Raw genomic sequence first — 22,233 nt, forward strand, 5'->3', positions numbered from 1 at the left:
TGTATGGCAAAAGAAACCATTTTTATTGAAAAACAGTAAGGAGCTGTTGATGATGAACAGAACCTTACTGTATTTTTTACAGCGACCGATATTTTTTTAAACTAATGATATTTAAGGTAATAAATACTACAGCGAAACAAGCAAGAATACTGAGATTAATTATAATATCATTGAAGGAATAACCTTTATACATAACCCCATTTAATGCGTCCGCTGCGTAGTAAAGTGGCATGATACGTCCAATATTTTGAAGCCATTCCGCCATACTATCAAGCGGAAAAATGCCTGAAAAGAATACTTGTGGAACAATAACAAGCGGAATAAATTGCATCATTTGGAATTCTGAAGCGGCAAAGCTTGAAAGCAGGGCACCTAAGGATAACGATACAAGGGCAATCATCATATTAATGAGTAAGACAAGCCAAATGGAGCCTACATGGACAATATCAAGCACATAGATGCCAAACAGTACGATAATAATTGTTTGTAGGAAGGCAAATAAACCATAACCGACCATATAGCCTGCTACAATTTCTGAGCGTTTGATAGGTGTTGCAAGTAAACGTTCCAATGTCCCAGATGTTCGTTCCTTTAACAAGGCAATCCCTGTAATTAAAAAGACAAAGAAAAATACGAAGAAGCCAATGAGCATGGGACTAAATATATCAAAAATGGCCGTATCCTTATCACCATAAACATAGTCTGTTTCTAAACTACCTATGGAGTCTTGAGAAGTCTGTAAAAGTTGAGCAAGCTGCATTGTTAAAGCTTTTGACTGGGAAGGATCATCATTTAATAAAGTTAACTTTAGTTCGTTTTGCTCTATTGCTAGCCATCCATCATACTCTTTGTCCTGTAGCTGTTTTTTCGAAAAATCATCGTCTTCAATAATTGTAAAATCTGTCTCTTTCAATTTGTCAATCAATGGTGTGGGACCATTAGAGACGACAAGTGTGACAGAAGCCTCGTTACTATTGAAAATAAAATACATTAATGACAAGACAAGAAGTGGGGCTAAAAATAATAAAGCAAGTGTCCGCTTATCTCGTTTCATTTGTTGTATGATTCTTGTGACGATAGCACCCATTCTCATTGTACGTCACCTCCAGCCTTTAAAAACACTTCATCAAAATCTTTTGCCTGATAAAAGGCTTTTAATGCCTGTGGTGTCCCTTGTGCAATAATATGCCCGCTTCTGAGCATAGCTAATTGATCGCATCTTTCCGCTTCATCCATCGCATGTGTCGTCACTAAAATCGTTTTATGTTCGTGTTCTTTTAAACGAATAAGTTCTTGCCAAATTTCCTTTTTTAAAACAGGATCAATGCCAACCGTTGGCTCATCTAAAATCAATACCTTAGGATTTTGAATAAGGGCAATGGCAAGGGACAGCCGACGTTTCATACCTCCAGAATAATTCATCACTTTAAGCTGTAAGTCATCGGTCAAACGAACAAGGCTTGCGGCATAGGCTACACGCTCCATTTGCTCCGCCTTCGATAATGAATAAAGCTTGGCAAAAAAATGTAGATTTTCTTCACCAGTTAAATCCGTATAAAGTGCATCTGACTGTGCCATATAGCCGATATCATTCAATAATTGCTTATGTGGAACAGCTAAATCTAATACTTCAATAGTGCCATTATCAGGCTTTAGCATGCCCATAATCATTTTAATTAGCGTTGTTTTTCCACAGCCTGACGGACCAAGTAAGCCCATCAATTGTCCCTTGGGAATATCTAAGGTAAGGGGGGCAATAACTTGCTTATGTTGAAATCTTTTTTCAAGGGTTTTAATAGAGATTGCATGGTTTCCCATATGGATCTCACTCCTTCACTGAACACTATGTTGATTTGATAAAAATTTTACGGTAGCATGTGAACAAATACAATCAACAGTTTGCCTGTAAGTGTTAAGTAACTGGAGGGAAGTTTGTGTCTGTACATGAAAAGATGAATTTTGAAACAAAGCAAGCCATTAAAAAGGTTTTTATCCAGCAAGTAGAGGAGGTCGGCTTTGAACGTGTGACCGTCAAAAATTTAGCGTTAGCGGCCCAAATCAATCGTGGAACGTTTTATTTACATTATACGGATAAATATGACGTAATGGAGGATTTGCAACAGGAGCTATTAATGGAATTAGAACGCTATGTCAAACATGTTCAACCAGTGGAAGCATTCCAAACATTAAAAATGGGTCAATTCTATCAACCCTTTATTAAAGTGATAACATGTATAAAAGAGCATGCAACAGCCTTTCGTATGTTATTAGGAGAGCAAGGAAGTCCTGCTTTTACACAAAAGATGAAAACTATCTTTGGCAATCATATTTTGGACAGATTATCAGTGATTCGTGAGGAAGTAAAGGATCCGGAATTTCAGCAATACTTACAAGCCTTTATCGCATCTGCCATTCTGGGTGTAATTCAGGAGTGGCTTGACAAAGGCAATGAAAATTTAACGGTAGAAGAAATGGTCGCCCTCCATTTTCGATTATTACGATTTTTAGGAAATGTAGTAGCCAATAGTTAACGGCACTGTAGCGGTTGGGGATGATAATTGTCAATCTCGTTTAACGAAAAAATGACTAGCTAAACTATCGCAAAGTACACCAATTAGAAAATGACTGCCAAGCATCCACCGGTAAGAGCAATCTAGTTGAATTTTATTTGAACCGAACAATGTATAGATTGCCCCCTATTATTAAGTGCTTCAATGTGATAAAAGATATTAAAAATTCCAGCACGATAGGCATAGCAAGTTTTAAAGCCTTACTGCTACAACAAAAGTAGACCGAAATTTTGCAGCAATAGCCTTGTTATGTTTAGCTCATAAGAAAACAACATTTCGAAGATTGTCACCAAGGTAGTAATAGTAAGGAGTATAAATAGCTAGCGCATTATGCGCATATAAAAAAGAACATGACGATGAGCCTTTTAGCTAGTCTCACGCATGTTCTGCTGATAACCCTTTGTTCAAATTTATTTGTCATAATAATCGTTCAATGCCACTTCCAAGCGTTCTTCTAAATGCTGAGAAATATAGCTTAGCACAAATTGCTCCTTATCCATCTCAATTTGAGCTGACTTGAACATTTTAGTGAAAAAACTTACTTTATGCTTCTCTGAAAAAAGCCGTAATGCTTCCGTTCGCAAAGTAGATACAATCTCATTTTCTATATGACGCTCTCTAATCTTCTGCACAATATCCTTCACACTGTTTTCTTGTAGCTCTGAAATTTGCTGTTGGAGATGTTCATTTTCTTGTTTCAATTCTACTGTTTCTTTTTGAATTTCCTCTACTTGAAGAGCGGAGTCTGCGGATAATCGCTGAATATTTTGAGCAAGAAAATCCTGATTGATGTTTACTTGTAATGTTCCTTGCTCTTCATCTGGCAAAATCTGAAAGAGGCCAGTTTGGATCATCTGCTGTAGGACGTTTCCAAGCACATCAATTTTATGTGATAAATCATCAGAATCCATAGTCGTTGCGGTAATTTGATGTTTCAGCAATTGACCATTATCATCAATGCCTAGCAATAATTTTATCCCCCTCACACGATACTCATCCTTCAATAATAAAATCATTCTTAGCCTTACTATAGCAGGCAGGTTTAAACGAATATTACCATTCACATTCGGCGATGCATTGTCAAAAATGTATTGTTCAAATGGTTTTAAATAGTAGCGAAGCATAGCGTCTGTAATATCAAACCAGCCCGCGACTTCTGCTATTGTATAGTGTTTGGATTCATCGATGTCTGTTAAATAGGCATCCTGATAAAGATTCTCCTCTAAAGGCGTATGTTGTAGTGCAACAAACAATGGGTCATCTTGCACAATTTCAAGTACCATTTCTTTTGCATCATTTACTTTAAGCATCCTTTCACACCCCACTTTATTTTTCCCATGACTAATTGTTCTCTATATAGGTTTCTATTCGTTTGGCAGCAATTGTATGCCTATTTTATGTAGGAAATAATCATTAGAACAATGGACCTTTTAATCTTTTATGACTCTTGAGGAAAAAAGTCGTTCTCAGTGGGAATGTATTGATACATAAGTGATAGCGGGGGACACATATAATGTCTACTCCAATGTGTACCTCAAAATTTAATAAATCATACAAACTTCAGCAAGTAATATGTGAGGAACTAAAGAAAGACTCAAAAATCAAATTAGTTTTCAAAAACACCCTCCAACTGTTTGGAAGGTGTTCTAATAATTTAAAATTGAATTCCTGGTGACTTTTCATTGTGTACTTCATATTTGAAAAGCCGATTTTACTTAAAAACACTATGTACTATAGTAATATGAAGCTATCTTTTTCAAGTCAGATGCTTGGAAATTAGCTAAATCAATCTTGTCCATATCCGTCCTTTTAATGACCGTGGTCATTGCAGACCCAGTAGTAGGGTTACCATAATCATCTTTGAAGTGATCTTGCCAATTGATGTGGATATTACCCATATCCTCTACATCCTTTAAAATTTTAAGTAATTTAACTGTATTTTGTTGAGCATCATTTAGCTTTTTCTTTTTTGTTATGGAATCATCAATCATCAGCTTTAAATAATAGGTATCTCCCATGCTTTCAACCCTAATATCTCGATCGCGGCCATCAGTTGTAGTAGTTCCAAATAAATCAGCAGCTATCTTGGCAATACGTTCCTCTAGGGGGATACTTGTATCATTTGCAGCTTTCATATCAATAACGATGGTATCATTTTTCTCCTTTAATTCCTTTTCAGAAGTTTTCTGATCGTCACCAATCCTTGTAGTTCCAATAGCACCAATTACAATAAATGTGATGATTAAAATAAACCACCATTTTTTATAAAAAGGTTTATTCATAAATGTTGTCTCCTTACATAATTCGTTATTCTATTAAATTATATCAATAATGGAAGGTGTTGTCAGCAGTCGCTCCATATAGCTATTTGTCAAAAATTACTCATCTCAAAGAATGAGTGATTTTTTTTATTAACCTACAAATATTCCATACAAAGATGTAACCATTATGGAATCAACCAAATATTGTAAAACCTTAAGAAAAAGTTAAGAATTCTCCTTGCAAATCTTTAAGAAATACTCTTTATAGTTAGAACCATCAACAATGTAAGCAAAGCGAGGAGAAAACGACATGCAACTCATTACCTTCCTAACTGAATTTATCAAACATCCGAAAACAATTGGAGCAATATCACCTAGCTCCAAAAAGTTGGCTCATAAAATGGTACAACCCATTTGCTTTGAAACGGCTCAATGCATTGTCGAGCTTGGACCAGGGATGGGTTCCTTTACTACAGAGCTTGTGAAAAGAAAGCAGCCAGCTACATTGCTTATTCTCATTGAACATAATGCGATTTTTTGTGAAAAGCTACGTCATCAATTTGCACATGAAGCCAATGTTGTGGTAGTCAATGGCTCAGCAGAAAACTTAAGGCAGTTTATGGACGAACTCCATATAGAAAAAATTGATTATGTCATTTCTGGGCTGCCATTTACCTCTTTAAAGTCTGATGTATCATGTTGTATTTTAAGCAATGTGAAGGATTGTTTACACAATGGAAAATTTATAACATTCCAATATTCACTTGTGAAAAAAGCATTCTTTCAAACATATTTTGAAGATATTTCTCATGAAAAAGTATGGATGAATATGCCGCCAGCATATGTACTAAGCTGTAAACTTGGTCATACGAGGGCTAGTTAATGGAGCTACAGGATCTTTTAGGATTCATTGAACAATATGGCTATTTTGCTTTGTTTTTTAGTTTATGGTTAGGCATTATAGGGATGCCGCTACCAGATGAGATGATTGTGATGAGTGGTGGCTTTTTATCTTCGTTAGAAAAAATGGTCGTATGGAAATCCTTTTTACTGACCTATTTAGGTGTTGTTTCGGGGCTTTCACTAGGGTATTTCCTTGGTAAAATCTTTGGACATCGAGTGCTCGACAAACTTATCAAAAAGAACAAGGCAAAATACCTTGTAAAATCAAAGGAATTACTAAATAAATATGGTCGCTTTGCATTAGTTCTGAGCTATTTTATTCCGATTGTTCGACATATCCTACCGTACTTGGTGGGGATGAATAATATGCCCTTTAAAACGTATGCCTTGTTTTCCTATACAACAGGCTTTGTTTGGACATTGATGTATTTTACACTTGGTTTATTATTTGGCAGTCAAATGGAAGTTATTTCGATGCTGGCTATTAAATATGGTATTTATTTTGGAATTTTCAGCGTAATCATCAGCAGTTTTTATTATTTTTATATACGAAAATTAAAAAAATAGTTAAAATGAGGAAACGTTATAATGGACAAATATTTGATTATTGGTGGGGTTAGATGAGTAAAGAAACCATTTTAATTGTAGATGATGAAAAAGAGATAAGAAATCTTATTGCTATTTATTTAAAAAATGAAGGCTATCATGTGCTAGAGGCTTGTGATGGGGATGAAGGCTTACAGCTATTAAAGAAGCATCAGGTGCACTTAATTGTATTGGATTTAATGATGCCTAAAGTGGATGGTACTGAAATGTGTATGAAGGTAAGAGAAATTGCGGAAATGCCTATTATTATGCTGACAGCAAAATCTCAGGATATGGACAAGATTGTTGGCTTAACAATAGGCGCTGATGACTATGTGACAAAGCCCTTTAATCCGTTAGAGTTAATTGCCCGCATTAAATCACAGCTTCGTCGCTATCTGAAAATGAATGGCATGAATAGCAGCAATAATGAAGAGCTGGAAATCGGTGATTTACGTATTAATACTGCAACACATGAGGTTTTTGTCAATAATGAAAAAGTCAAGTTAACACCAAGAGAGTTTGCGATTTTAGAATTGCTTGTCCGTAATCCAGGCATCGTGATGAGTGCAGAGCAAATTTATGAAAGGGTTTGGAAAGAGGAGGCTTTTCAATCAGAAAATACAGTGATGGTCCATATACGTAAAATTCGAGAGCGAATTGAAACAAATCCAAGAAATCCTCAATATATCAAAACAGTATGGGGAGTAGGATATAAAGTTGAAAAAGATCTTTAGGTTTTTATGTAAGCTCATAGGGCTCTTCAAACAAATCGGTACGAAGATAAAAAACAATATTCAGCGTAGCATTCGAATTCAACTATTTACAACGTTTATCCTATGTGCGCTGGGCAGCTTTTTGGTGTCACGTGCAGTCCTCCCATTGTTTGAGAATATCAATGAGACCGTGATGGTGGATTATAGTGCCAGTATGCAGATGATGTATTATCAGGCACAGGATACAGCAGAATTAGCGATCCAAGAAAATAGTGTTAATGTGTTAAAGCAATGGATTGACCAAGAAAATGACAAGGTGGACAGTGACCAGAATGCTTTACAAATTATTGTGACAGATGAGGGCGGGAAGATTTTATATAAAACCAAGCAGGTCAAAGAGCAAGAAATTGATCTGCATGAAGAAATAAGAAATGTCATGGATTTTGCAATCAATCAACCGTTTAACCATACGTATCCAGGTGCGATAGAAACATCACGAGAGGCATTTACCACGTTAGTGCCGCTAACCCTGCAAGATAAAAATTATTATTTCTTCGTGAGTGGGCTTCCACAAGGTGAAGCGATAACTAGTACAAGCGAAGGGCCCATACCTTTTTTCATTGGGGTTATTTTGTTTATCGTATCTTTTTTCTATAGTACCAAGCGTAAAATGAATCAAATTGAGGCATTGGCAGAGGGGGTTATGGTCATCGCAAAAGGAAATTTAGCTTATCGTATTGAGAAAAAAGGACAAGATGAAATTGCATTACTAACCGATAATATTAACCAAATGGCGGAAGAAATTATGACAAGCATCGAAATGGAGCGAAAAATCGAGCAACAAAAAAATGAGCTTATTACAAATGTTTCACATGACCTGAGAACACCTCTTACCTCTATTATGGGTTATTTACGTTTATTAAGCGAAGAGAAGTATGAGACGAAAGAGCAGTATGACGAATATTTGAAAATAGCTTTTTCTAAATCTGAGCAATTGAAAAATTTAATTGATGATTTATTTGAGTATACCAAGCTAACGAATGATAAAAATACAATAGTACGACAACAGGTTTGTGTGAATGAGCTACTCGATCAACTAATGGAGGAATTAGTACCCTTAGCAGAGGAAAAACAACGGATTTTTATGAAACATTTCTCAGAGGAAAAAATTTTTGCGGCGCTTGATTCGGAAAAAATTGTTCGTGTGTTTGATAATTTACTCATCAATGCTATTAATTATAGCGCTGATGATGGAAAAATTATGGTTTCTCTTGAAGGGCAAGACGATCATATGCGTATCTGCGTGGCAAATCAAAGTGATGCCTTTACAACGGAGGAGCTTGATAGTTTATTCGAGAGATTTTATAAAAAGGATCAAGCGAGAACAAATGTTACAGAAGGTTCGGGACTTGGGTTAGCGATTGCCAAAAGCATCGTAGAGCTTCATGGAGGAACGATTCACGCTAAATATAAAAATGAGACATTGTATTTTATTATTACATTGCCATTAGCAGCTTCATAAGTTCAATTGCAGTGGAAGAATGTAAATAGCATGTTGTTTCTGTTTATGATGAGCCAGCATTTCCTGCATGGTTGCTAGGAGAGCTGTGTCCTTGATGAAGAGTTGAATTTCTGTTTGCTTGTATTGTTTTTGAAAGTCAAAAATATAGTCTGTAATGATTTGTAAGTTATAGTGGTTTTGAATCTCTACCTCGACGAAAAACGGCAGTGTTAACTCTGGCAGTTTTGTGCTCCCTCCACGACGAATCCAGACCGCTTCCTGCACATAGTAGCGGATAGGTAATTGTCGATTACTAGCGATAAAAATATCCATAAAAAGCTCCCTTCAGTATGTAATTACAGCCTAAAGGAAATGTATTCAGTCGTCAAAAGAAAACATAAGCTGCTCAGCCAAGGATTATGTGCTGAACAGCTTTTTAGTAGAAGGTGGATAGTAAAGGATAGCGTTACTAAAGTGGTGGATAGCGTTATCAAAGTGATGGATAGCAATACCAAAGTGATAGAAAGCATTTCAAAACTTTTGGCTAGTATTCTCGCAACGTTGGTAAGCATCAAGAGATTCTAAAAAATACTGTAGTATAGGAGACTGTACATCATCCTTACGATAAATAAACCACGTAGGAATTTGTGCTTGCTTGTTCGTGATCGCATGCAGTGCCAATGCTTGTGTGGCACTATATTTTTCCGTGATGGCACGAGGAAGTAAGGTAAAACCTAATCCCGCAGCAACACAGCCTAAGATTCCATCAAGTGTTCCAAACTCCATTCGATTTTGTGGGCGTACACCATCCTCATGTAACCAATGATCTAAAATAGCCCGATAGGAACAGCCATGACGGAATGTAATTACAGTGCTACTCGCTAAATCTCGCAGCTGCTTAATTGGTTTATGCTTGCTAGATGTGACAATAACAAGCTCCTCGTAGACAAACTCCTTTACCAATAGATTTTCTTTATAAACAGGTCCAGTGACAAATGCACCATCTAATTCATAATTTTCTAACCGGTCAATATTATCCTGTGAAGGGCTTGTCAAAATGGTAATATCCACCTGTTCATGAGCTTGATGAAATATGGTTAATAACGCTGGTAAGTGTAGTGCTGCAGTCGTTTCCATTGATCCAATTCGTAATACACCTTTTGGTTCTCCTGTATCCTGAACAATCTCAAAGGATTTTTCATAGAGGTGAAGCATTTTTAAGACTAGCTCGTAAAATTGTTCTCCTTTCGGTGTAAGCTGTATTCCACGATGTCCGCGATAAAAAAATGTTGTGCTATACAGCGTCTCAAGACTTTGAATTTTCATAGAGATGTTGGATTGCGTGTAATTAAGTGCTGTGGCAGCTTTAGAAAAACTACCTGTTTGGACGACTGTCCGAAAGATCGTTAAATCATTAATATTCATAGATCCTCCAACTATCAGTTTTTTTGATACCTATTATAACGAATTGAGTCTATTTGTGATATCTGGATATTTGTTATAGTAAATTGGAAGGAGTGATTCTATGCACAAGCAAACGATTCAATATGTAATTGGTGGGATTTTTACATTGGTAATCGCCATGGGCATCGCTCGTTTCTCCTATACAGTTATTTTACCGTATATGCAAGAAACATTTGAATTTAGCCGTGCAACAGCAGGATATTTAGCCACAAGCAATTATTTAGGCTATCTAGTAGGAGCATTGGTGGCAGGGCGTTTACCTATAGCAAATAAACGCATTCCTTTTTTACAGCTAGCACTCGTTATTAGCATTTTAACTACTGCCTTCATGGGCATTACGAATGCAATCCTTATATGGTACATACTGCGGTTTATCTCAGGTGTAATGAGTGCCTTTATTTTTGTCGTCATTGCGAGCCTTGTCCTTGATCAGTTAGCTAGCAGTCGTAACATGCATCTATCAGGACTTTTCTATAGTGGGGTAGGGACAGGTATTGCTTTAAGTGCCATCATTGTTTCACCAATACATGCCATTTTTCAATGGAATGGAACTTGGATTGCTTTAGCTCTGTTTTGTGTCGTATTGTTTGTGCTGATTATAAGATTCATCAAACCGATCCCACCGTATGAACAACACTTAGTAAGTCAAGCCATTGCGCCTCAGAAAGCTCCACCGAAGACGTGGCTAAAATGGTTAATCATAGCTTATAGCCTTGAGGGGCTTGGCTATATTGTCACAGGTACCTTTATTGTGTCGATTGCACAGGAGTCAACAAGCTTTCATGGAGATGCAGCTTTTGTATGGTTTGTAGTGGGCGTTGCGGCGATTCCTTCATGTATTGTATGGTCGAAGCTAGCACAGCATTATGGCTATGTAAGAACATTACTGATCTCTATGCTATTGCAAGCATTTGGTATCGTGTTACCTGCATTTACAACGAATACGCTTACCCTTTATGCCAGTGCCTTTACTTTTGGTGCAACCTTTATGGGCATTACAACAGTTGGCACAACATTAGCAAGACATATTGTACCGATAAACAGTCATCAAATTATAGGCTATTTAACTGCTGGTTATGCATTTGGCCAAATGATTGGCCCATCCATAGCAGGGACAATGGCGAATATGACGAATAGCTATCAGTATGCATTGATAGGCGCTGCAGCCGTAGTAGTGCTTGGGGCTCTATGTTTAATTGGTGGAGTAAAATATGATAGGACGACTGCTCCCATAAGTGAATAAAAAAAGTAAGTAAGACCTATCTGTGTCTTACTTACTTTTACATTAATGGATATCTCGTTTCTTAAAGTTCCCACCACGAACTTCTGAAACATCAGAAATGACAACAAAAGCACCTTCATCGATATCCTTTATAATTGAAACTAATTTATTTTCTTCCATACGGTTAATGACACAGTTTAAAATTTCCGTTGGTTCGTTAGAGAAACCACCACGTCCATGTGTATAAGTAACACCACGTCCTAGACGAGCTTGGATCGCGTCCCCAATTTCCTCAGATTTTGCACTAACCACACGAACTTCTTTTGATTTCTCTAAACCAACTTGGATAATATCAATAACATTTTTTGCAATATAATATGTTAAAGCTGAGTATAAAGCACTCTCTAAGCCAAAGATAAAGCTTGCCCCTAAGAAAATAAAGGCGTTGATAAATAAGATAATATCGCCGACTGAAAATGGAATTTTACGTGATAATAGTACAGCTAAAACTTCAGAACCATCTAAAGCACCACCGTTACGTAATACAATCCCGATACCCACACCGAGCAGCATACCACCAGATAAGACAATCAGTAAGGGATCATTTGGGCCTAAAATGGTTTTAACATCATGTAAAAGCACCGTAGAAATGGATAATGCTGCGATACCAGCACTACTCATTAATGCAAAGGTTTTTCCAACTTGCTTATAACCGATATAAATGAACGGAATATTTAAGACAAAGAGCAGTATGCCTAACGGGATTCCGAAGAGGTGAGCCCCCATAATACTTAGACCCGTTACACCGCCGTCAATGACAGCATTTGGAATTAATACAGCTTCTAGTCCATAAGCGGCAATCACTGCTCCAATAATAATCATAATTAATTTTCGTATATTTTCTAGTGACTTTCCTTTTTTCATAAATCTTCTCCATTTCTTTACGTCAATAGTACTTAAGGTTTTGGAATAATATTTATCGCAATTGTTTTAGTCTCAGAACCTTTATTTGAGTCGGCCATATTATAGTATTTAGTGAGTAAATTGTTAAGATCATGTTCGAAGCTTACAAATTGATCAGTAGTTAAGGTTAAATCATGTAAAGAAAAAGTAGCTAAGTCGCTTTCACTTTCTTTTTCTTCAAGTGAGGATAAATAATGTTGATATTTAGACAGTAATGTTAATTGATAATAGGACATATACGTTAATTTTTGCTTCTTCGTTAGTTTTCGCCAATCCTCCTCGCTAAATTTTGCCGCATGTTCATTTAAGGCATAAAATTTTTCTGTAACTGAACGGATTTTTCGCTCTCTAACAATTTTGATGATGTTTTCGTCCATAAGGATTTGAATGTGGCGATATAAAGTAGCTTGTGGCACATCCTTAATGATTGTAATCATCTCTAAAGTACTTAAGCCTTCCTTTTTCATATGCAACAGAGCTTGTAAAATCTTCATTCTCACAGGATGTATTAAGACATCTGCTTTGCTGTGCATCAATTCTCCTCCTTCTAAAAATGAGATGGCTTTAAGGAAAGAAAGTAATATTATCAAAATGAGAACGTTATCAAATATAATATATTTTTTTTAAGATGTACAGTCATATGGCAAGTGAATTTTCCTCTTTTATAGAAGGAACAGGAAATAATTCATTGTATCACTCTCTACTAAGATGGTAGATTAAAAACATAGCAACTATCGTCCCCATCATTAATATCTTCAAAGTCATAGCCTAAATAAATACTTGTAAAAAGGGTGCAAAAGGATGAAGTATAAAGTTTTAACTATTTTACTTTGTGTGATGTTTGTATCTGGTTGTATGCCTAAAGTTTTGACTTTTGTAGGAGAAAATGAAAACTGGGAAGTGCAGTTTGAGGTAACTTCCGACAAAATGAAAAGTGATCAGTGTGGTGCAACGAGTGGCACTATTCGATATATTGGTGATCAACCTCTGCCTAAAGAAGTGAACTATACACTTAAACATGGTATAGAAACTTCTGGTTCAGATTCATTGGATAAAAACGGCGTAATTCTAATGGGGGAAGGCTGTTCCAATGCACTACAAGATACAGAGGTAGAGATAACGATCGCCAATCAGAAATGATTCCTTTAACAGTAAAATAAACACTATAAACTGTATTTCTGAATGCACTTTTAGAAAAATGTCAAAAAGAGAGAAATCGATGGTGTTCGATTTCTCTCTTTCTTTTCGCCTAGTTACGTCTACTCTCATTAGGAGAATTCATTTCGAAGTAGTTTTATTTAATTAAATCAAAAACACCGCAACTATCGTCGTCGCAACAAGCCCAATGACCACAGGGATTAAGTTTCGTCTTGCTAGCTCAAATGGGCTCACATTACAAATGGCAGCGGCTGGAATTAATGCCCAAGGAATCAATGTTCCGCCACCAACCCAAATAGCTGTGATTTGTCCTAAAGCAGTTAATGTTGCGGTTCCTTCACCAATGGCATTGCCAAATAGACTGCCGACAGAGCCAGCTAGGGAAATTCCCGAAAAGCCTGAGCCATCTAATCCTGTAATAGCGCCAACCACTGCTAAAGTGACCACGGCAATTTCCTTTGTTAAAGGTACTACCGCAGCAAGACCAACACCAAGATCATTGACAATTCCATGTGAGGTAGCGGGTAAATGGTCACCGAGAATTTGTGTAAAGCCAGCATCTCCAAGATAGAAAAAGGCGGCAATAGGGATGACAGGTCCGAACACTTTAAAGCCGAATTGGAATCCTTGAATCAAATAGCTTGTCGTCTTTTCGAGCCCCTCAGCTTTGTGAGTAACAACACTAAGCAAAAGTAAGATGAAAACAGAAGTTCCTCCGATTAAAGCTGTTGCATCGCCACCTTGCAATTTAAAGACAGCCATTGCAATGACATCTAAGACGAAAGCAATGGGAATGAGTACAGCAAAAAATCGTCTTTGCCCGACAGACAGTAAATTTTCCACAATTTCATGTCTATCTTCACCAGCTTCACCGACAGTATTCAAAAGTAAGGTTCCTCTTTTCATATCTCGTCGTAAGAAAAAATAAGCAACAATTGTCGTTACAATCCCCATTGTAATGACGAGTGGAATACTAGCTGAAACGACATCACCAACAGGAATTCCAGCAGCATCAGCCGTTAGTTTTGGAGCCCCTTGTATGACAAAATCACTTGATAACGCAATACCGTGCCCAAATAAGTTCATCGCCATGGCAACGCCAAGTGCTGGGAGGCCAGCCCGAATCGCAACAGGTAAGAGCACCGCCCCTAACAGTGCGACTGCAGGGGATGGCCAGAAAAACCATGAGATAAACATCATTAATAGACCAATCGTCCAATAGGCGAGTGCTGGTGTTTTAATAATCTTCGTGAAAGGTGCAACCATAACCTCATTAATACCAGAAGTCATCATCACTCGACTCATGGCAACAATAATCGAAATAATAAGAATCGTTGATAGCAGCTCTGTAATAGCATAAATAAAGCTGTTAAACACACCACTTATGGACGAAGTGAAATCGCCAGTCGCAACAATCGCTAGCATAAAGATGCCTACTACACAAATGAGGGTGGTATCGCGACGTTTAACCATAAATCCGATGATGAGTACAATAAAAACAACATAAATCCAATGGAGAGCTGTGAATTCAATCCCCATACGTTTCCCCCTCAATATTCTGATTCTATAGAATATGAAGAGAAAAAAAGATGGTGATGATTTTGAAAAATTTTGACCTAGGTGAAATGCTGTGTGAATTGAAAATAGAAATAATTAACTAATAATGATGGGAAATTAAGTTATTAATGAAGTGCTCAAATTGTAAGGAGAACTTTAAGCAATCTAAACTATAGGATTTTCTAGTGTCTTTATCTGCATCTTTGCCAACTATCTCAATGAAATGCCTCTTATTATAAACAAGTAATCAACTTAACAACCACTTTCTTAGCAAATTAAAGGGCCTCTTAAAAGATGCTTGATGTTATACAATAGTGGCCGAAAACTACACCTCAAACAAGATAATTGAAAGAAATGGATTTTTATATTAAAATACTTTTATAGATTATCGATAATCTATAATCCATAATATATAACACCTATAGCTAATCACCCTATACACTAAACTATGTTAAAATAAAGGATATAAATTTAATGGAGTGGTTTGATGGGGTTTGATGAAAGTTCAATTTCAAAAAAAACAATTGCTGAACAAATAGCTGAACGATTATTATTTCGCATATTTTCTGGTTATTATGAACAAGGTCAGCGCTTAATCGAAGCGGAAATTGCAAAAGAGTTACAAGTAAGTCATGCACCTGTCCGTGAGGCTCTTTATCTTTTACAAAAAGATGGTGTAGTCGAAAAAGTACAACATAAAGGTGTAAGAGTTAAGACTATATCGGATCAGGAATTGAAGGATTATTTGGAAGCGCTTTATTACCTATTGGATTCTGCACTTACAAAGTGTGAACCTAAATGGAATGCCGATTTGCAAAATGAACTATTACTTCGTTTTGAAGCGATGAAACAAAGAAAGTCTGCTGAAAATATTTATGAATATGTTGTTTCGTTTGCGCACTTGTTACAATTGTTTTTTGATGTTACAGGAAATATTGCGATGCTACGATTCTTTAAAGAAACCATATTTGTTACAAATGTAGCTGCACAAACAAAATGGAAAATGGATCTAGTTGAATCTTACCATCTGTCCATCAACACGTTTATCAGGTGTATAGAAGTGTCGGATTTTAATCATGCACGAGTGGCTATTAAAGATGTTATTTTATGGTACCAATTTAAATAATTTTATGGGGGTAACATAAATGAAAGCTGCAGTTTGGCATAATGTGAAAGATATTAGAGTCGAAGAGGTTGAATTACGAGCTTTAAGAGAAGAAGAAGTGAAAGTAAAAGTAGCATGGGCTGGTATTTGTGGAAGTGATTTGCATGAATACGAAGAAGGTCCAGTTTTTGTACCAGTTGATGTAAAAGCTGAATTAACAGGTGAAGTTGCCCCGCTTACAATGGGTCATGAATTTGCTGGGATTATCGAAGAAGTTGGCTCTAAGGTTACAGACTTTAAGGCAGGAGACCGAGTTGTCATCAATCCTACATTAACTTATAGAAACAAACATGAAGATGTCGATCGATATGATGGATTTAACTTCATCGGACTACATGGAAACGGTGGATTTGCGGAATATGTCAATGTCCCTGTAACAAATGTACACCGTTTAGCAGATAACTTAACATTAAAAGATGGTGCACTAGTAGAACCAATGGCTGTTGCTGTACAAGCTGTCAAAGATGCTGGGGTTACATTAGGAGATTCTGTAGCCGTATTTGGGGCTGGACCAATTGGATTGTTAACAGTAATCGCTGCAAAAGCATCTGGTGCAAGTAAAGTTATCGTATTAGATTTATCCGATGATCGATTAGAAAAGGCAAAAGAATTAGGTGCAACCCATGCCATTAACTCTGGTAAAGAAAATCCTGTACAAGCCGTTCGATCGATTGTAGCAGGTGGGGTTGATGTATCCTTTGAAGTTGCGGGAGTAGCTCCTACCTTTAAACAAGCAATTGATGTTACAAAACCACGCGGTAACATGATGATCGTTTCGATTTTTGCAAGACCAATCGAATGGAATCCAATGCAGCTTACAAACACAGGTGTTAATGTACTGTCATCAATTGTTTATACACCGTCAATTTTCCAAAGAACAATTGATGCAATGAGCTCTGGTCAACTAAATCCACAGGGTATCATCACAAGTCAAATTGAATTAGATGACATTGTTGACAAAGGATTCAAAACGTTAACAAACGACAAATCACAATCTAAAATTTTAGTCGCGATAAGTGGAGAAAATTAATAACATGGATAGATTAAAATAAATCTATCCTAACAAAGGGAGTATGGCTTATTATAGTCATGCTCTTTTCTTATAGCCTGTTTGATGATTCAAAACTGTTTTTCAAAGGATTTGCTGAACTTCATTGAGGGGAAGAGGGGCGTTGCAGCTTAAGAAAGCGTTTATACTCGATATTTTTGAAATATAATAAGAGAAGAAAAATGACAAAAAGAATCGAGAATGAATTTCACGATTCTTTTTGTCATATAGTTTAATTTCTTTCTCTTGCCCTCTGTGTGTCTCTAATATTTTTTTGAACTGTTATGGAGGCAAATAAACTAAGGACAAATGACATACCATAGAATCCTTTTTCGCTTAAAACAATACTTCCAGCATTATATAAACCAATACCCATTAATAAAATAGATACAATAAGTGCAATCCAACTAATACCATAATAAATAGTAGTAACTGGTATTCCCTCATCTTTATCTCTTACTGATTTTTGTAAAGATACTGCTGAATAGAGCCCGAATACTAAAACAGCTAAGTAATATCCTTTTTCGTTTAGTTGCATCGTTGCGTTAAATAGGCCTATAAGATAAGCAGTAACACCTACGAACAGTGCTGCCCAGGAAGCACCCTTGAAAGCAGCAGTCGGTTCTCCCTCTTTCCTTTCTACTTTTATTTTCGGATCAGGCTGTTTTCCCTTATCTAATGATGTCTCATTTTGATTAGACAATATCTTTCTCCTCCTTCTATCTCTGTATCAAAACATTCTTATTCTACAGGGATGTGATGAGAACAGAAATTTCTCTAAAACTGGCTTTTCAGTAATAAAGCAACCCCCTTTGAAGGAAGCGGCTTTATACTTGACCGTTATTTTGCTGCACTATAGATAGTCAATGTGGCTTCATCAAATTTAAAGGGACGATTATTGTTCCTTGGTAAATTTGCCCTTTACCCCGAGACAATTTTTTCTGTCCTTTGTTGCAATTCCTTTTTAGGGGCAGGAATCTGTTGTACCGATAAGAACTAGGTGTATAACTTTTTTTCATTTTATTCAAATAGACAGCAGAATATGTTAGGTAGATGTGGCTGCCTATTGTTGCTTTGCCCACTGTTATTGACGAACAATGAACGAAATAATTTAAATGGTTGATAATAGCTAAGGCATAAATAAAGCTGCGTAAAACCTGACTTATGGTTGAAATTAAATTGGTCAGTTGCAACAATTGTATTTAAATGCTAATAAAAGGCTTTTAAAGAAAATTTAAAAGCCTAGGCCCATTTGAAAGTGAGTAGCTGGTTTCAAAAAAGTACCCCTCACGTAGAAAGAGATTGTGCCACTGCAACCAACCTTTTTACTCCTTCCCTTAGCTGTTTTTCATTTGCATAAGAATAGCTTAAACGTATCCAGGATGATAGTTGTTTTAATGGATCACAAATTTGACCCGGTACAAAGGATATAGATTGTTCAATACTTTTAGATAGTAATAATTCAGTTGGAACATTATCTGGGAGCTGCACCCATAAATTCAGACCCCCTTTTGGGCTAGTCCATCGCCAACCTGTTACAGCTAGCTCTTCTTCCATGATTTCCTTTCGAATCTGTAGGGCGATCCTAATTTTCTCCAAATGCTGTTGCAATCTTAGGGATGAAAAGTAATGGAGAAAAATTTTTTGATTGAGAAGTGGTGAGCCATTATCAGCCAATGATTTTTCTATTAGGAGTGAGTTCATTAATGATGATTGACAAATCACAGTCGCAATTCTCAAGCCAGGAGAGATATATTTGCAAAAGCTTCGGATATAAATGACTGTTCCAGCACTATCGTACGTGTAAATGGGTGGTGGTGGGGCTTGATCAAAATAGATGTCGTGATAGGCATCGTCTTCAATTAATAGAAATCGATATTGTTCAGCTAGTTCGACTAATTTTTTGCGCTGCTCGACAGAAACAGTATAACCAGTCGGGTTATGGAATGTGGGGTTGAGATAAAATAGGCGCGGCTTGTATTGTTTAATATAGTATTCAACCTGTTCTAAATCGTAGCCCTCTGGATGGATATCAACCGTTACAATCTGTGCTCCTTGTGCTCTAAAAATATCAATCGCAGCACTGTAGCTTGGACGTTCAAATAAAACGACGTCTCTTGGTTTAATAAAAGCTTGAGCGATTAAGTGAATCGCTTGCTGTGAGCCAGAAGTGATTAACAGATCATCTGCACTCAAATGAGTTTTATACTGGTTGATAAAATAGTGAGTGAGTGTTTCACGCAGCTCTAGATCACCTTGTACAGTTGAGTAGGTGGCAAGTACTTTAGGATAAAGGTCAAACACTTCCTTCACATAATCTGAAAAATAATGATTAGGCAAAAGATTTGGATCAATCAACGCCTGAGAAAAATGATAGGAAACAGAGGGTTGATGGATTTCGGATAAATGATTTTTTTTTACGTATGCAGAAACAATGGGATTGTCCTGATTTAGATATTCAAGATTTTTCGTTACAGTTGATTGGACATAATAGCCTGCTTTATCTTTTACATAAACTTTGTCATGCTGTTTTAGTAATTGATAAGCTTTTAATACCGTTAATCGATGAACATTCATTTCAGATGCTAATTGTCGGACGGAGGGAATCTTGTCATGTTCTTTCCATTCTTTACGTTCTATACGGTGCAGTACATAATCGTAAACTTTGTTAAAAAGATAATCTTCATTTTGATTTGCTTTGCCCATATTGATTCCTCCTATTCAAAACGATTGTACCACGAACCTATCTAATCTGTTCTATCCCTTTTAATCTGTTCTATTGTCTTTCTTTTATGATAGAAAAAGAGGAGGAGGTTTATATGGTACTTATTAATTATTTTTTCATGTGTTTGATTTTTGGAACGACTTTTTTAGCGATTAAAATTGGTGTTGATGCAGGAATGCCTCCGTTTTTATCAGCTGGCCTCCGTTTTTTTATTGCCGGTTTATTGCTATTTAGTTTTATGGTTTGGAGAGAAAGAACGACAATACGGGTGTTATTTCGTAAAGAGATGTTTTTTACAGGAGTGGGCTTAACCTTTGGGACGTTTGCCACATTATATTGGGCAGAACAGTATGTGACATCAGGGATTGCAGCTGTCTTATCTGCTACAGGTCCAATGATGATCATTATTATACAGACATTCCTATTGAAGCAAAAAGGAAATCGAAAATCATTTATTGGTTGTGTTGTCGGAGTCATTGGTGTTACGTTCTTGATCTTACCTAGCCTTTCAATTGAGATTAGTCCCTTCTGGATGGTTGGTTGTTTTGCCATAATACTAGGGGAAGTTTTTTATGCATCTGGAACCATTTATACGAAGCATGTCATCCGAAAATTTGAAACGACATCTCCAATTGCTTTAAATGCAGCGCAAATGATGCATGGTGGGATTTTATTAATCGTTTTGTCACTTTTTACTGAGAACATTCAGCTTCATTATCTTTTAAGCCCAGCTTCAATTGGCTCTCTTCTTTATTTAATTATTTTTGGTTCAATGATCGGCCATAGCATTTATTATTGGCTTGTTTCCCGAACGAATCCTGTTTTTCCTTCTACATGGCTGTATATCTCACCAGTCATTGCCGTTACATTAGGTGTGACCCTCTATCATGAATATATTTCTTGGCTAACAGGCATAGGTACTCTGACGATTATTGCTGGAACGGTTCTAGTCAATTTCGAAACATTGAGGGAGTTGCTTTGGCGCAATAGGACTATGCTTCAGGATGTGAAAAATTAATATAGCTTGAATAAGAGAGGTAAGAAATTCTATTATTCTACATTGATTAAATCAAATTTAAAAGGAGAATGAAGCTATGAAAATTTCTAAGGGAGTAGAGATTCTGGCTCTTGAATTTAATGGGAACATCATTCATCCAACACTTTTATGGGATCAGGAAATGGCTGTTTTAATAGACACTGGATTCCCAGGTCAAATGGAAGATTTGCGCGTAGCAATGGATAAGGTAGGCATGTCGTTCGATAACCTAAAGGTTGTGATTTTGACACATCAGGATATAGATCATATAGGCAGCCTCCCGGAAATAGTGCGAAATTGTGGAAGTAATATAAAAGTCTATGCGCACGAACTAGATAAGCCTTATATCCAGGGGGATTTACCACTTTTGAAAGACGCGCACATAGCGAATCCACCCAAGGGGAAAGTGGATGTGGCCTTGAAAGACGGTCAAGAACTACCGTATTGTGGCGGAATTCGAGTGATCCATACTCCAGGGCACACGCCTGGCCATATCAGCTTATATTTAAAGCAAAATAAAACACTTGTTGCTGGAGATTCGATGTATAGTGTAAACGGTACACTGGGAGGAATTCATGTTCCAACTACTTTGGATATAAAGGTCGCTCGTCAATCTTTGAAGAAATATTTAGACTTAGACATTGAATCTGTAGTTTGTTACCACGGAGGATTATGTAACGTAAATATTAAAGAGCAGATTCAAAAATTTTACAAATAATGATCTCTTTTTTTGAGGAACTATTGCTAAGTGTAAATGGAAGTCTGTTTTATTGTTAGCCAGCTCATGTTATAATGAAGAGCTTAAGATGATTAAGACCTTTTTATAACGGATGCCAAGAAAAGCCTCCGCAAAATGAAAAATATGGAGGTGTAAGAGAATGAATAAGCGTTGGACGATTAGTGAAATTCAAAAGTTTGTTGAGAATAATTCGGAAAGTAAGTTGCTAACGACTGAATATCATGGTTTTTCTCAAAAGTTATTATTTAAATGTGCATGTGGAAGTAACTTTGAAAAAACATTTACGAAATTTAAAAATAAACATCAACGAAAATGTGATGTATGCCAACCGCCAAAAGAGTCACGCTAAATGTATTGCCAATTTTTACTAAAGAGAAATAGACTTTTTCTATGTGACTGATAGAAGAAAATGTTGATTAAAATCACTTTACTCTTATAGGTAAGGTGATTTTTTTGCCTAGGATTACTACTGAAAAAGATGGTAAAGTAACATACTTAAGCAAATACAGAATAAAACATCACCAATTTAACCTTCTGTATTAATGAAATATCATGGATAGAAGCCAAACCCTTGATACATCTGGGTTTGGCTTTTTTAATATTTCCAAAATTTTTCTTTT

General features: G+C 36.5%; 23 protein-coding genes. 12 read left to right on the top strand and 11 right to left on the bottom strand.

Annotated features, from left to right (window positions below; all coding sequences use genetic code 11):
- Nucleotides 1-76 precede the first annotated feature (76 nt).
- A complete protein-coding gene (locus MHI22_RS22695; protein WP_036127675.1) occupies nucleotides 77-1,093 on the bottom strand; it encodes an ABC transporter permease in 1,017 nt (338 codons plus the stop codon).
- Nucleotides 1,090-1,818, bottom strand: a complete 729-nt coding sequence (locus tag MHI22_RS22700) for an ABC transporter ATP-binding protein (protein ID WP_036127672.1) — start codon at nucleotides 1,816-1,818, stop codon at nucleotides 1,090-1,092. Before MHI22_RS22700 ends, MHI22_RS22695 begins: the two co-directional genes overlap by 4 nt.
- 116 nt (nucleotides 1,819-1,934) lie before the next feature.
- Here MHI22_RS22700 and MHI22_RS22705 point away from each other — a divergent pair, with 116 nt between their 5' ends.
- On the top strand, nucleotides 1,935-2,531 hold the full coding sequence (locus tag MHI22_RS22705; protein WP_036127669.1) for a TetR/AcrR family transcriptional regulator: 597 nt from the start codon (nucleotides 1,935-1,937) through the stop codon (nucleotides 2,529-2,531).
- Between the two features lie 449 nt (nucleotides 2,532-2,980).
- On the opposite strand, the gene MHI22_RS22710 is transcribed toward MHI22_RS22705, so the two are convergent.
- Together MHI22_RS22710 and MHI22_RS22715 are read right to left on the bottom strand one after the other, a co-directional pair.
- Nucleotides 2,981-3,880: a hypothetical protein gene (locus tag MHI22_RS22710; RefSeq protein ID WP_340812670.1), complete on the bottom strand. Its 900-nt coding sequence runs from the start codon at nucleotides 3,878-3,880 to the stop codon at nucleotides 2,981-2,983.
- A 414-nt stretch (nucleotides 3,881-4,294) separates the two neighbouring features.
- The gene (locus MHI22_RS22715) at nucleotides 4,295-4,852 is read right to left on the bottom strand and encodes a hypothetical protein (RefSeq protein ID WP_340810152.1); all 558 of its coding nucleotides are present in this window, start codon (nucleotides 4,850-4,852) and stop codon (nucleotides 4,295-4,297) included.
- 289 nt (nucleotides 4,853-5,141) lie between these two features.
- On the opposite strand from MHI22_RS22715, the gene MHI22_RS22720 reads away from it, so the two are divergent.
- From MHI22_RS22720 to MHI22_RS22735, 4 genes are read left to right on the top strand one after another with little or no spacing between them, the layout of a single operon-like run.
- Nucleotides 5,142-5,714, top strand: coding sequence for a class I SAM-dependent methyltransferase (locus MHI22_RS22720; protein ID WP_089932113.1), 573 nt, complete (start codon nucleotides 5,142-5,144; stop codon nucleotides 5,712-5,714).
- On the top strand, nucleotides 5,714-6,301 hold the full coding sequence (locus MHI22_RS22725) for a DedA family protein (protein ID WP_271912642.1): 588 nt from the start codon (nucleotides 5,714-5,716) through the stop codon (nucleotides 6,299-6,301). The genes MHI22_RS22720 and MHI22_RS22725 overlap by 1 nt, the downstream gene beginning before the upstream one ends.
- 53 nt (nucleotides 6,302-6,354) lie before the next feature.
- Complete coding sequence (locus tag MHI22_RS22730) at nucleotides 6,355-7,056, top strand: response regulator transcription factor (RefSeq protein WP_036127280.1); 702 nt, start codon at nucleotides 6,355-6,357, stop codon at nucleotides 7,054-7,056.
- The gene (locus MHI22_RS22735) at nucleotides 7,040-8,557 is read left to right on the top strand and encodes an ATP-binding protein (protein ID WP_445668844.1); all 1,518 of its coding nucleotides are present in this window, start codon (nucleotides 7,040-7,042) and stop codon (nucleotides 8,555-8,557) included. The genes MHI22_RS22730 and MHI22_RS22735 overlap by 17 nt, the downstream gene beginning before the upstream one ends.
- Here the strand turns inward: MHI22_RS22735 and MHI22_RS22740 are convergent.
- Together MHI22_RS22740 and MHI22_RS22745 are read right to left on the bottom strand one after the other, a co-directional pair.
- Nucleotides 8,552-8,869 (bottom strand): hypothetical protein, encoded by a 318-nt coding sequence (locus tag MHI22_RS22740; protein WP_340812671.1) that lies wholly within the window; start codon nucleotides 8,867-8,869, stop codon nucleotides 8,552-8,554. The genes MHI22_RS22735 and MHI22_RS22740 overlap by 6 nt on opposite strands.
- Nucleotides 8,870-9,067: 198 nt before the next feature.
- The gene (locus MHI22_RS22745) at nucleotides 9,068-9,961 is read right to left on the bottom strand and encodes a LysR family transcriptional regulator (RefSeq protein ID WP_340812672.1); all 894 of its coding nucleotides are present in this window, start codon (nucleotides 9,959-9,961) and stop codon (nucleotides 9,068-9,070) included.
- Between the two features lie 100 nt (nucleotides 9,962-10,061).
- On the opposite strand from MHI22_RS22745, the gene MHI22_RS22750 reads away from it, so the two are divergent.
- Nucleotides 10,062-11,243, top strand: a complete 1,182-nt coding sequence (locus tag MHI22_RS22750; RefSeq protein WP_271912647.1) for a YbfB/YjiJ family MFS transporter — start codon at nucleotides 10,062-10,064, stop codon at nucleotides 11,241-11,243.
- 42 nt (nucleotides 11,244-11,285) lie between these two features.
- Here MHI22_RS22750 and MHI22_RS22755 read toward each other — a convergent pair whose 3' ends face one another.
- On the bottom strand, nucleotides 11,286-12,146 hold the full coding sequence (locus MHI22_RS22755; RefSeq protein WP_036127272.1) for a YitT family protein: 861 nt from the start codon (nucleotides 12,144-12,146) through the stop codon (nucleotides 11,286-11,288).
- Nucleotides 12,147-12,178: 32 nt separating this feature from the next.
- Complete coding sequence (locus MHI22_RS22760) at nucleotides 12,179-12,718, bottom strand: helix-turn-helix domain-containing protein (protein ID WP_036127271.1); 540 nt, start codon at nucleotides 12,716-12,718, stop codon at nucleotides 12,179-12,181.
- 268 nt (nucleotides 12,719-12,986) lie between these two features.
- Between MHI22_RS22760 and MHI22_RS22765 the strand changes: the two genes are divergently transcribed.
- Nucleotides 12,987-13,325, top strand: coding sequence for a hypothetical protein (locus MHI22_RS22765; RefSeq protein WP_340812673.1), 339 nt, complete (start codon nucleotides 12,987-12,989; stop codon nucleotides 13,323-13,325).
- 162 nt (nucleotides 13,326-13,487) lie between these two features.
- Here MHI22_RS22765 and MHI22_RS22770 read toward each other — a convergent pair whose 3' ends face one another.
- On the bottom strand, nucleotides 13,488-14,882 hold the full coding sequence (locus MHI22_RS22770) for a hypothetical protein (RefSeq protein ID WP_089932118.1): 1,395 nt from the start codon (nucleotides 14,880-14,882) through the stop codon (nucleotides 13,488-13,490).
- 505 nt (nucleotides 14,883-15,387) lie between these two features.
- On the opposite strand from MHI22_RS22770, the gene MHI22_RS22775 reads away from it, so the two are divergent.
- Nucleotides 15,388-16,026 (top strand): GntR family transcriptional regulator, encoded by a 639-nt coding sequence (locus MHI22_RS22775; RefSeq protein WP_058843316.1) that lies wholly within the window; start codon nucleotides 15,388-15,390, stop codon nucleotides 16,024-16,026.
- Between the two features lie 19 nt (nucleotides 16,027-16,045).
- Nucleotides 16,046-17,095 (top strand): 2,3-butanediol dehydrogenase, encoded by a 1,050-nt coding sequence (locus tag MHI22_RS22780; protein ID WP_058843317.1) that lies wholly within the window; start codon nucleotides 16,046-16,048, stop codon nucleotides 17,093-17,095.
- A gap of 250 nt (nucleotides 17,096-17,345) precedes the next feature.
- On the opposite strand, the gene yiaA is transcribed toward MHI22_RS22780, so the two are convergent.
- Nucleotides 17,346-17,816, bottom strand: a complete 471-nt coding sequence (yiaA, locus tag MHI22_RS22785) for an inner membrane protein YiaA (protein WP_036127227.1) — start codon at nucleotides 17,814-17,816, stop codon at nucleotides 17,346-17,348.
- 584 nt (nucleotides 17,817-18,400) lie between these two features.
- Entirely contained in the window at nucleotides 18,401-19,819 is a 1,419-nt protein-coding gene (locus tag MHI22_RS22790) for an aminotransferase-like domain-containing protein (protein WP_340812674.1), read from the bottom strand.
- Between the two features lie 113 nt (nucleotides 19,820-19,932).
- Here MHI22_RS22790 and MHI22_RS22795 point away from each other — a divergent pair, with 113 nt between their 5' ends.
- The 3 genes from MHI22_RS22795 (at nucleotide 19,933) to MHI22_RS22805 (ending at nucleotide 21,962) form a co-directional block, all read left to right on the top strand.
- Nucleotides 19,933-20,856, top strand: a complete 924-nt coding sequence (locus MHI22_RS22795) for a DMT family transporter (RefSeq protein ID WP_089932122.1) — start codon at nucleotides 19,933-19,935, stop codon at nucleotides 20,854-20,856.
- A gap of 76 nt (nucleotides 20,857-20,932) precedes the next feature.
- Nucleotides 20,933-21,592 (top strand): MBL fold metallo-hydrolase, encoded by a 660-nt coding sequence (locus tag MHI22_RS22800; protein ID WP_101966356.1) that lies wholly within the window; start codon nucleotides 20,933-20,935, stop codon nucleotides 21,590-21,592.
- A 160-nt stretch (nucleotides 21,593-21,752) separates the two neighbouring features.
- Entirely contained in the window at nucleotides 21,753-21,962 is a 210-nt protein-coding gene (locus MHI22_RS22805) for a hypothetical protein (protein ID WP_058843320.1), read from the top strand.
- Nucleotides 21,963-22,233: the final 271 nt, after the last annotated feature.

It is taken from the genome of Lysinibacillus sp. FSL L8-0312, from assembly GCF_038003285.1.
Classification (GTDB): domain Bacteria; phylum Bacillota; class Bacilli; order Bacillales_A; family Planococcaceae; genus Lysinibacillus; species Lysinibacillus fusiformis_D.

Coding starts and splice junctions, on each gene's coding strand:
- MHI22_RS22695 (WP_036127675.1), bottom strand. CDS start 1,093: ATGAGAATGGGTGCTATCGTCACAAGAATCATACAACAAATGAAACGA.
- MHI22_RS22700 (WP_036127672.1), bottom strand. CDS start 1,818: ATGGGAAACCATGCAATCTCTATTAAAACCCTTGAAAAAAGATTTCAA.
- MHI22_RS22710 (WP_340812670.1), bottom strand. CDS start 3,880: ATGCTTAAAGTAAATGATGCAAAAGAAATGGTACTTGAAATTGTGCAA.
- MHI22_RS22715 (WP_340810152.1), bottom strand. CDS start 4,852: ATGAATAAACCTTTTTATAAAAAATGGTGGTTTATTTTAATCATCACA.
- MHI22_RS22720 (WP_089932113.1), top strand. CDS start 5,142: ATGCAACTCATTACCTTCCTAACTGAATTTATCAAACATCCGAAAACA.
- MHI22_RS22725 (WP_271912642.1), top strand. CDS start 5,714: ATGGAGCTACAGGATCTTTTAGGATTCATTGAACAATATGGCTATTTT.
- MHI22_RS22730 (WP_036127280.1), top strand. CDS start 6,355: ATGAGTAAAGAAACCATTTTAATTGTAGATGATGAAAAAGAGATAAGA.
- MHI22_RS22740 (WP_340812671.1), bottom strand. CDS start 8,869: ATGGATATTTTTATCGCTAGTAATCGACAATTACCTATCCGCTACTAT.
- MHI22_RS22745 (WP_340812672.1), bottom strand. CDS start 9,961: ATGAATATTAATGATTTAACGATCTTTCGGACAGTCGTCCAAACAGGT.
- MHI22_RS22750 (WP_271912647.1), top strand. CDS start 10,062: ATGCACAAGCAAACGATTCAATATGTAATTGGTGGGATTTTTACATTG.
- MHI22_RS22755 (WP_036127272.1), bottom strand. CDS start 12,146: ATGAAAAAAGGAAAGTCACTAGAAAATATACGAAAATTAATTATGATT.
- MHI22_RS22760 (WP_036127271.1), bottom strand. CDS start 12,718: ATGCACAGCAAAGCAGATGTCTTAATACATCCTGTGAGAATGAAGATT.
- MHI22_RS22765 (WP_340812673.1), top strand. CDS start 12,987: ATGAAGTATAAAGTTTTAACTATTTTACTTTGTGTGATGTTTGTATCT.
- MHI22_RS22770 (WP_089932118.1), bottom strand. CDS start 14,882: ATGGGGATTGAATTCACAGCTCTCCATTGGATTTATGTTGTTTTTATT.
- MHI22_RS22775 (WP_058843316.1), top strand. CDS start 15,388: ATGGGGTTTGATGAAAGTTCAATTTCAAAAAAAACAATTGCTGAACAA.
- MHI22_RS22780 (WP_058843317.1), top strand. CDS start 16,046: ATGAAAGCTGCAGTTTGGCATAATGTGAAAGATATTAGAGTCGAAGAG.
- MHI22_RS22790 (WP_340812674.1), bottom strand. CDS start 19,819: ATGGGCAAAGCAAATCAAAATGAAGATTATCTTTTTAACAAAGTTTAC.
- MHI22_RS22795 (WP_089932122.1), top strand. CDS start 19,933: ATGGTACTTATTAATTATTTTTTCATGTGTTTGATTTTTGGAACGACT.
- MHI22_RS22800 (WP_101966356.1), top strand. CDS start 20,933: ATGAAAATTTCTAAGGGAGTAGAGATTCTGGCTCTTGAATTTAATGGG.
- MHI22_RS22805 (WP_058843320.1), top strand. CDS start 21,753: ATGAATAAGCGTTGGACGATTAGTGAAATTCAAAAGTTTGTTGAGAAT.